The organism is Bacillus cereus group sp. Bc031 (genome assembly GCF_027716265.1).
GTDB lineage: Bacteria > Bacillota > Bacilli > Bacillales > Bacillaceae_G > Bacillus_A > Bacillus_A paranthracis.
Genome location: NZ_JAQFUL010000210.1, coordinates 1 through 963 on the forward strand (window position 1 = coordinate 1; position 963 = coordinate 963).

Genomic DNA, 963 nt, shown 5'->3' on the forward strand with positions numbered 1-963 from the left:
TAGATATGTGGCAGTTCTTTTTTTAAAAATTCATCTAAATCCTGATGAAATGTTCTTAAATCTTTTCTTGTTAAAACTTCTTTAGCTGAAACCTTTTCACGTTGTTTTTTTTCGTCCCAAACAACAGGCATAAAAGCAAAATGCATATGAGGTGTTGTTTCGTCCTTATGTACGTTAGCGGACAATACATTTTTTTCACCGCCATAACGATTCGCTAAAAACTCATAGGTTTTTTCAAAAAATTCACGTTGTTCTTTTTCTGAAGTCCCCTTCAAGTTTTCTGGTAACGTAACAACCCAATCACTACAAACTTTTACATCTTTCCGATTCAAACAATGTACTTCACGTAATCGATCATTCATGCGGGAAAGTGTATCTCCTTCTTTTTCGCATAAATCATAATTTAAATTTGACCGCTCATTATCAATCTCTTGATTCGAATGATTTTCTGTTTTTCTGTCCCAATGAATCGATAATCCTTGTACGCTGCCTTTTGTATATTTTTCTACATGAGCCACAAGTAAGCCCCCCTTTTGGTAATCAGCATAGCACGAAGATTGAGAGAATCCAATAATTTGGTCTAGCACGTTATACCAAATTTCATTTGGACGTGCTCTGCGAGGCTCGTTGGCTTCGCCAAACCATGCCTTGCATGGCAAAAAAACCTCGGACTTTGTCCGAACCTACAAGGGGAACTCTTCCCCTTGACCCCATCAATCGAACTCCCCAACCCCTCAATCCTTGAGGGACTCCCTCGCCGGTTGGCAGGCCAAAACGTTTGACGTTTTGACAGGCCAAGAGGGTGAAGAATCAATTGCACGTGTCAATTCCTTAATGCTCCTTTCATGGATCAGCACAAACCGCTGACCCCTTCCAGTCCGCTTACCATTGACACTTACCGCTAATTTTTCCTTTTCCAACAATCGCTTTGCAAATTACTCCAAACATATGTGTTTCCTATTC

1 protein-coding gene is annotated in these 963 nt (G+C 40.0%); it reads right to left on the reverse strand.

The window, feature by feature from the left end; translation table 11 throughout:
* Positions 1–518: MobV family relaxase (gene mobV, locus PDQ33_RS28915; protein ID WP_270757121.1), on the reverse strand; the 518-nt coding region annotated here is incomplete at its 3' end.
* Between the last annotated feature and the right edge of the window lie 445 nt (positions 519–963).